The organism is Lentilactobacillus sp. TOM.63, from assembly GCF_030361045.1.
Lineage (GTDB): Bacteria > Bacillota > Bacilli > Lactobacillales > Lactobacillaceae > Lentilactobacillus > Lentilactobacillus dabitei.
Window position 1 is genome coordinate 1 of the sequence record NZ_JAUCAP010000158.1, and the last position, 1706, is coordinate 1706.

Sequence of the window (1706 nt, forward strand, 5' to 3'; positions counted from 1 at the left end):
TTCTACTTGGTTAAGTCCTCGACCGATTAGTATTGGTCCGCTCCGTACATCGCTGCACTTCCACTTCCAACCTATCTACCTGATCATCTCTCAGGGGTCTTACTTCCATATAGGAATGGGAAATCTCATCTTGAGGTGAGTTTCACACTTAGATGCTTTCAGCGTTTATCTCATCCATACATAGCTACCCAGCGGTGCGCCTGGCGGCGCAACTGGTACACCAGCGGTATGTCCATCCCGGTCCTCTCGTACTAAGGACAGCTCCTCTCAAATTTCCTACGCCCGCGACGGATAGGGACCGAACTGTCTCACGACGTTCTGAACCCAGCTCGCGTACCGCTTTAATGGGCGAACAGCCCAACCCTTGGGACCGACTACAGCCCCAGGATGCGATGAGCCGACATCGAGGTGCCAAACCTCCCCGTCGATGTGGACTCTTGGGGGAGATAAGCCTGTTATCCCCAGGGTAGCTTTTATCCGTTGAGCGATGGCCCTTCCATACGGTACCACCGGATCACTAAGCCCGACTTTCGTCCCTGCTCGACCTGTCTGTCTCGCAGTCAAGCTCCCTTCTGCCTTTACACTCGTTGAATGATTTCCAACCATTCTGAGGGAACCTTTGGGCGCCTCCGTTACTGTTTGGGAGGCGACCGCCCCAGTCAAACTGCCTACCTGACACTGTCTCCCGCCACGCTGAGTGGCGCGGGTTAGAGTGTTCACACAGCGAGGGTAGTATCCCACCAATGCCTCCGCCGAAACTAGCGTTCCGGCTTCAATGGCTCCTACCTATCCTGTACAAGCTGTGTCAACACCCAATATCAAGCTACAGTAAAGCTCCATGGGGTCTTTCCGTCCTGTCGCGGGTAACCTGCTTCTTCACAGGTATCTTAATTTCACCGAGTCTCTCGTTGAGACAGTGCCCAGATCGTTACGCCTTTCGTGCGGGTCGGAACTTACCCGACAAGGAATTTCGCTACCTTAGGACCGTTATAGTTACGGCCGCCGTTTACTGGGGCTTCATTTCTGGGCTTCGCCGAAGCTAACTCATCCACTTAACCTTCCAGCACCGGGCAGGCGTCAGCCCCTATACGTCATCTTTCGATTTTGCAGAAACCTGTGTTTTTGATAAACAGTCGCCTGGGCCTTTTCACTGCGGCTGTGCTTGCGCACAGCACCCCTTCTCCCGAAGTTACGGGGTCATTTTGCCGAGTTCCTTAACGAGAGTTCACTCGCTCACCTGAGGATTCTCTCCTCGACTACCTGTGTCGGTTTGCGGTACGGGTAGTTGATGACTCACTAGAAGCTTTTCTCGGCAGTGTGACGTCAGTCGCTTCCCTACTAAATTTCGGTCCTCATCACCACTTGTCAACCCGCCAAAAAGCATTTAACTCCTTGACTGACTCGTGGCTTGAACATCCCTTTCCAACTGGATGCACAACTTAGCCTCCTGCGTCCCTCCATCGCTCAAACATCATCAACTAGTACAGGAATCTCAACCTGTTATCCATCGCCTACGCCTTGCGGCCTCGGCTTAGGTCCCGACTAACCCTGGGAGGACGAGCCTTCCCCAGGAAACCTTAGTCATTCGGTGGATCAGATTCTCACTGATCTTTCGCTACTCATACCGGCATTCTCACTTCTAAGCGCTCCACCAGTCCTTACGGTCTGGCTTCATTGCCCTTAGAACGCTCTCCTATCACTTGACC

The 1706-nt window shown here is 53.2% G+C and carries 1 rRNA gene; it reads right to left on the reverse strand.

Annotated elements, in window-relative coordinates:
• Positions 1-6 precede the first annotated feature (6 nt).
• Positions 7-1706 (reverse strand): 23S ribosomal RNA (locus tag QUF07_RS13815); the annotation flags it as partial.